At 54.2% G+C, this 6414-nt stretch carries 6 protein-coding genes; 2 read left to right on the top strand and 4 right to left on the bottom strand.

All coding sequences use genetic code 11. The features are described from left to right. The first annotated feature begins 397 nt into the window (after positions 1-397). Positions 398-1090, top strand: a complete 693-nt coding sequence (locus tag LZP96_RS16010) for a FadR/GntR family transcriptional regulator (protein WP_064324175.1) — start codon at positions 398-400, stop codon at positions 1088-1090. A gap of 11 nt (positions 1091-1101) precedes the next feature. Further along, positions 1102-2529, top strand: a complete 1428-nt coding sequence (mdtD, locus tag LZP96_RS16005) for a multidrug transporter subunit MdtD (RefSeq protein ID WP_064324176.1) — start codon at positions 1102-1104, stop codon at positions 2527-2529. Here the strand turns inward: mdtD and rbsR are convergent. From rbsR to rbsC, 4 genes are all read right to left on the bottom strand, one after another. After that, the gene (gene rbsR / locus LZP96_RS16000; RefSeq protein WP_087892531.1) at positions 2477-3487 is read right to left on the bottom strand and encodes a ribose operon transcriptional repressor RbsR; all 1011 of its coding nucleotides are present in this window, start codon (positions 3485-3487) and stop codon (positions 2477-2479) included. The genes mdtD and rbsR overlap by 53 nt on opposite strands. A gap of 3 nt (positions 3488-3490) precedes the next feature. Continuing rightward, the gene (rbsK, locus tag LZP96_RS15995; protein ID WP_064324178.1) at positions 3491-4420 is read right to left on the bottom strand and encodes a ribokinase; all 930 of its coding nucleotides are present in this window, start codon (positions 4418-4420) and stop codon (positions 3491-3493) included. A gap of 108 nt (positions 4421-4528) precedes the next feature. After that, complete coding sequence (gene rbsB, locus LZP96_RS15990; protein WP_064324179.1) at positions 4529-5419, bottom strand: ribose ABC transporter substrate-binding protein RbsB; 891 nt, start codon at positions 5417-5419, stop codon at positions 4529-4531. Positions 5420-5446: 27 nt separating this feature from the next. Next, complete coding sequence (gene rbsC / locus LZP96_RS15985; RefSeq protein ID WP_064324180.1) at positions 5447-6412, bottom strand: ribose ABC transporter permease; 966 nt, start codon at positions 6410-6412, stop codon at positions 5447-5449. Between the last annotated feature and the right edge of the window lie 2 nt (positions 6413-6414).

Here is a 6414-nt window from a genome sequence, read left to right as displayed (position 1 = left end):
ACGTTAGAATCCATGTCACTTTGAGTGCCCACACAGATTGTCTGATAAATTGTTAAAGAGCAGTGCAACGCGGCTTTCGCTCACCGTTGCGAGGTCCCGTATAATACGTTTTCCTCGTTCAGAGTCAAGCGTTTGTTTTCGCTTTTCTCTGCCGGCGTTCATCGCTGAACCCCGCTGACCCGGCGGCTTGTGTTCCGTTGTTCCGTGTCAGTGGAGGCGCATTATAGGGAGTTCTTCGGCGGTGACAAGCGTAAATTTAAAAAAAGTTTCTGACCGCGTTTTTTTTCACCAAAAGCGTCCGTATTAAGCTACTAATTGTTCTATTTGGCGTCTTTGCAACCACAATCCCCCTGCAGATGGCATACTTACCAGCATGAATAATTAAGGAATAAGAGCGATGCCCTTAAGCGCACAACAGCTGGCAGCCCAAAAAAACCTCTCTTATGTACTGGCTGAGAAGTTAGCTCAGCGAATTCTGGCCGGCAAATATGCCCCGGGGAGTATTCTCCCGGGCGAAATGGAACTGGGTGAGCAATTTGGCGTAAGCCGTACCGCCGTTCGGGAGGCCGTTAAAACGCTCACTGCGAAAGGGATGGTGCTGCCACGCCCCCGCATCGGAACACGCGTCATGCCTCAGGGTAACTGGAACTTTCTCGATCAGGAGCTGCTTTCCTGGTGGATGACCGAAGAAAACGTCCATCAGGTGATCGATCACTTCCTCGTGATGCGAAGCAGCCTTGAGCCCCGGGCCTGTTTGCTCGCGGCAACGCTCGGCAGTGCAGAACAGAAAGCCCGGATGAATACCTTAATGGAAGAGATGACCTACCTGAAGAAACACTTTAACCGGGAGCGTTGGGTTGAAGTGGATATGGCCTGGCACGAACACATCTATTATATGAGTGGAAATCCTTTCCTGATCTCCTTTGCCTCGCTGTTCCATTCGGTGTATCGCACCTACTTTACCGCCATTACGCAAAACGACGTGGTGAAGCTCGATTTACACCAGGCCATCGTTGATGCCATACAGGACAGCGATGGTCAGCGGGCGTTGAATGCTTGCCAGGCTTTATTAGCTGCACCAAACCCGTAACAGGATCCACAATGACAGAAAAAAAAGCGCGCAGTATGGCCGGATTGCCATGGATTGCGGCAATGGCTTTCTTTATGCAGGCACTGGATGCCACCATTTTAAACACCGCGCTACCCGCAATTGCGGAAAGTCTTAACCGGTCACCGCTGGCGATGCAGTCAGCCATCATTAGTTATACGCTGACCGTTGCCATGCTGATTCCCGTTAGTGGCTGGCTGGCCGATCGCTTTGGCACACGCCGGGTATTTATGCTCGCCGTTCTGCTCTTTACGCTTGGCTCGCTGGCCTGCGCACTTTCAACGTCCCTGAGCGAGCTGGTTATCTTTCGCGTCTTACAGGGCGTCGGCGGCGCGATGATGATGCCTGTCGCCCGCCTTGCCCTGCTGCGCGCCTATCCTCGCAGTGAGCTTCTCCCGGTACTTAACTTTGTGACCATGCCCGGACTGGTGGGCCCTATCCTGGGGCCCGTGCTGGGTGGTGTACTGGTGACATGGGCAAGCTGGCACTGGATTTTCCTGATTAACATTCCGATTGGTGTCGCCGGGCTTTGCTACGCCCGTAAATATATGCCGAACTTCACGACCCCCAGACGCAGTTTTGATATGGGCGGCTTTTTCCTGTTCGGCATAAGCCTGGTGTTATTCTCTATCGGGATGGAGCTGTTCGGTGAACGGATTGTCGCAACATGGATTGCGCTGGCGATCATCTTAACCAGTATTTGTCTCTTTCTTCTTTATATACGTCATGCGCGTCGCCACCCTACGCCACTCATTTCACTTTTACTGTTTAAGACCCGAACGTTCTCCGTCGGGATTGGCGGGAACATCGCCTCACGTTTAGGCACCGGATGCGTTCCGTTTTTGATGCCATTAATGCTGCAGGTGGGATTTGGTTACCCGGCCTTAATCGCTGGCATCATGATGGCTCCTACCGCCGTTGGCTCTATTCTGGCGAAATCGATGGTAACGAACATATTGCGCAGGCTAGGCTATCGCAAGACGTTAGTGGGCATCACCGTGTTTATCGGGGCGATGATTGCGCAATTCTCCTTGCAGTCATCGGCCCTGCCCGTCTGGATGCTGATCCTGCCGCTGTTTGTTCTGGGAATGGCGATGTCTATTCAGTTCACGTCGATGAATACCATCACGCTTGCCGATCTGACTGACGAGAACGCCAGCGGCGGGAATAGCGTCCTGGCCGTCACGCAGCAGTTGTCCATTAGTCTGGGGGTTGCTGTCAGCGCAGCGGTGCTGCGCGTCTATGAGGGTTTCGAAGGAACCAATACGGTGGAGCAGTTTCACTACACCTTTATCACCATGGGGGTGATTACGGTGGTCTCCGCACTGGTCTTTATGCTGTTAAAACCTAAGGATGGTCGAAACCTGATTAAAGAGCGCCACCAGCCGAAACCGAACCGCGTTCCATCAGAACAGGAGTAAGTTGCAGCCGCTGCTGTTGCAGGGAGGGTTGCGCCATACGATGGATTAAGACATCGATGGCCAGCTCTCCCAGTTCATCTTTCGGTTGATGAATCGTTGTCAGCGGGGGCGTCATATATTGCGCCAGTTCGATATCGTCGTAGCCAATCACCGCCATATCCTGAGGGACGCGCAATCCTGCCTGATATAACGCCTGATACGCACCAAATGCCATCGCATCATTACCAATGAATACGGCCTGCGGTCGCGATTCTTGCTTCAGGAGTTTCTGCATCGCCTCAAACCCACCGTTGAATTCGAAGTCACCGGTAATTTGATATCCCTCGGGTACTGGCAGACCGGCACGCGCCATTGCGTCAATATAGCCTTCGAGACGCAAACGGGCCGGCGTTTTATCCAGCGGCCCCGTAATACAGGCGATGCGGGTATAGCCTTTATCGATCAGATACTGGGTGGCCATGTCGCCCCCCAGCAGAGAGTTATCCTGAATCAAATCGCTGGTACCGTCGAAGGGGGCCCAGTCCATCATGACCGTGGGTATAGAAGGGTAGCGCTGAATAATCTCTTTCGAAGGCTGATGCGTTTCGGTGCACAGCAGCAGTAATCCGTCGACGCGTTTTTGCATCAGCGTCTCCAGGTTACGGTTCATGCGCTGTTCATCGCCTTCCGTATTACACAGTACCAGGCTGTAACCACGTTCAAAGCAGCTGCGTTCCACGCCGCGAACGAGTTCAGAATAAAAGGGGTTGGTACTGGCGGTGATCAACATGCCGATGGTGCGCGTCTGGTTAAGCTTGAGGCTGCGGGCGAGCGCCGAAGGGGCATAGTTAAGATCTTTGATTGCCGCGTCGACCTTCTCCCGAATCGCTTCGCTCACAAAGCGATCGTTATTAATGACGTGTGAGACGGTCGACGTAGAAACGCCCGCCATGCGGGCGACATCTTTCATTGTGGCCAAGCGCTACCTCTGCTGACTCAGGAATTCATCAATCTCTTTACGCCATGGAACGGAAGGCTGAGCGCCCTTTCGCGTTACGGCAATTGCCGCAGCTGCATGGGCAAAACGGATCGCCTTATCCATAGGCTCACCTTCAAGCAGTGCTGTCACCAGCGCACCATTAAAGGTATCACCGGCAGCAATGGTATCAATCGCCTTGACCCTGAAGCCAGGAACCCGGCGGCCTTCACCGTTAACGCTCGCCCAGACGCCACGGCTGCCCAGGGTAATAATTACGGTACCAATGCCCTTATCATGCAAGGCCCTGGCGGCACGCGCAGCGTCGTCATCGTTTTCAACACGAATATTCGTCAGCTTTTCTGCTTCGGTTTCGTTCGGGGTGATGATGTCCACCAGCGCCAGAAGCTCATCCGATAATACACGTGCCGGGGCTGGATTAAGTACGACAGTGGTATGATTTTCATGGGCAATTTTCGCCGCAGCCAGCACGCTGTCGACCGGGGATTCAAGCTGCATCAGAAGAGCATCAGCCTGAGCAATACGTTCGCGCTGAGCGTTAACGCGCGCCACATCCAGCGCAGCATTAGCACCGGCATGAATACCGATAACATTCTCACCTTCGGCATTGACGAAAATCAACGCCACGCCGGTGGATTCACCTGCCACCACGCTCACGGGCGCAACATCAATCTTGTCGCTGACCAGCTGTTTGCGGACGCGTTCGCCAGTGTCGTCATCTCCCGTGCAGGCAATGAAAGCGATGTGGGCGCCGCTGCGTCCGGCGGCGACGGCCTGGTTTGCCCCCTTACCGCCAAAAGCCACCTGATAGTGATTACCGGTGACCGTTTCGCCCGGTGTCGGGAACGATTCAAGGTTAAGAATGTGATCGGCATTGATGCTGCCAAGGACGACGAGATTGCCTGCGGTTTTCATTGTTGAGGTGTCCATCTGAGAGCGCCACCGGTTTTACCCGGTGGCGTATGCCACACTTTTCTTTTATAGGGTGTCCCTCAGGCCGCCACGGGCGACCTGAATCGCCAGTTACTGCTTGATGACCAGCTTCAGGTCAACAGGGTATTTGGCCTGAACTTTTTCGCCTTTCAGCACTTTATCTGCAGTCTGTACGCCGGTAGCGCCAATCTGCTCTGGTAACTGGGCGATGGTCGCAGCCAGTTTGCCATCATTTACCGCTTTTTCACCATCTGGCGTACCGTCAAATCCGACAACCATCACATCAGATTTACCTGCCGTTTGCAGCGCGCGCAGCGCGCCCAGCGCCATTTCGTCGTTCTGTGCAAACACCGCCTGCACGTCAGGGTGTGCGGTCAGCAGGTTCTGCATTACGTTCAGACCCTTGGTACGGTCGAAGTCTGCAGGCTGGCTGGCCAGGACGTTAAACTTGTGCGCGGCAACCGCCTGCTGGAAACCTTCACCACGTTCACGGGCCGCTGACGTACCGGCAATGCCCTGCAGTTCGATCACTTTTGCGCCTTCACCGGCTTTCTTCGCGATGTAGTCACCGGCGATTTTACCGCCCAGTACGTTATCAGACGCGATGTGGCTGACCACTTCGCCTTTAGAGGCCTGACGGTCCAGAGTGATCACGGGGATTTTCGCCTGGTTTGCCATTTTCACTGCGTTACCCACCGCATCGGAATCGGTTGGGTTGATCAGCAGGATTTTGGTCCCGCGAACGGTCAGGTCCTGAACGTTCGCCAGCTCTTTCGCCGGGTTGTTCTGAGAATCCAGCACCACCAGGTTGTAGCCCAGTTTGTCGGCTTCTTTCTGTGCGCCATCCTTCAGGGAAACGAAGAATGGGTTATTCAGCGTTGAGACGACCAGCGCAATGGTATCTTTCGCCATGGCGTTAGCGCTCACGGTTGCGCTCAGCGCGACCGCAGAAACCAGGGTAGCCAGTTTTTTCATGTTCATATCTAAGATGTCCTGTAGTGTCGTCAGTTACTGTTTTTTGTTGTCTACCAGTACCGCCAGCAAAATCACCACCGCTTTAACGATCATCTGGTAATAGGAGGAAACACCTAATAAATTCAAGCCATTATTCAGGAAACCAAGGATCAGTGCGCCGATCAAGGTCCCAACAATGCGACCTTTACCCCCCGCAAGGCTCGTCCCGCCCAGCACCACCGCTGCAATCGCATCAAGCTCGTAGCCCGTGCCTGCCGTAGGCTGCGCCGATGAAAGACGTGCGACTTCAATGATGCCTGCCAGCGAGGCCAGTAAGCCGCACAGGGAGTAAACAATGATTTTAACTTTGTTAACGCTGATGCCGGACAGACGCGTTGCCGCTTCATTACCGCCCAACGCATAGATATAACGGCCAAGACGCGTATGGTGCAACATGTACCAGGCTGCCAGGAAGACGATCCCCATAATCCATACGGGCGTTGGGATACCCAGCGGGCGACCAATACCGAACCAGCCAAACAGATCGGCATTATCCGTAAAGCCGGTATTCACCGGGCTGCCGTTGGTATAAACCATCGTCACGCCGCGCAGTAAAAGCATCATCACCAGGGTGGCGATAAACGCCTGCACCCGGCCTTTCGCCACAATCATACCGGTCACGGCACCGATCGCGGCACCCAACGCCAGCGCGGCGGCAACGGCCACCAGCGCATTAACCTCAATCCCGACAATAGATGCCGCGACCGCGCCGGTAAGCGCCAGCAGGGAACCAACGGACAAGTCGATACCCGAGGTCAAAATCACCAGCGTCATCCCCACCGCCATAATGGCGTTCACGGAGGTCTGCTGAAGTATGTTGAAGAGGTTATTAACGGTAAAAAAGTTGGGACTCATGGTGGACACCACCGCGATCAGCACCAACAGCGCAATCAGCGATTTTTGTTCCAACAGCCATGCTTTGGTGAAATACCGGCGACCAGAAACAGCCTGGGTTGTCATCT

It is taken from the genome of Huaxiibacter chinensis (assembly GCF_022171985.1).
In the GTDB taxonomy this organism is placed as follows: domain Bacteria; phylum Pseudomonadota; class Gammaproteobacteria; order Enterobacterales; family Enterobacteriaceae; genus Enterobacter; species Enterobacter chinensis_A.
Note: the sequence above shows the minus strand (reverse complement) of the source record. Positions and strands in the feature narration are given on the sequence as shown.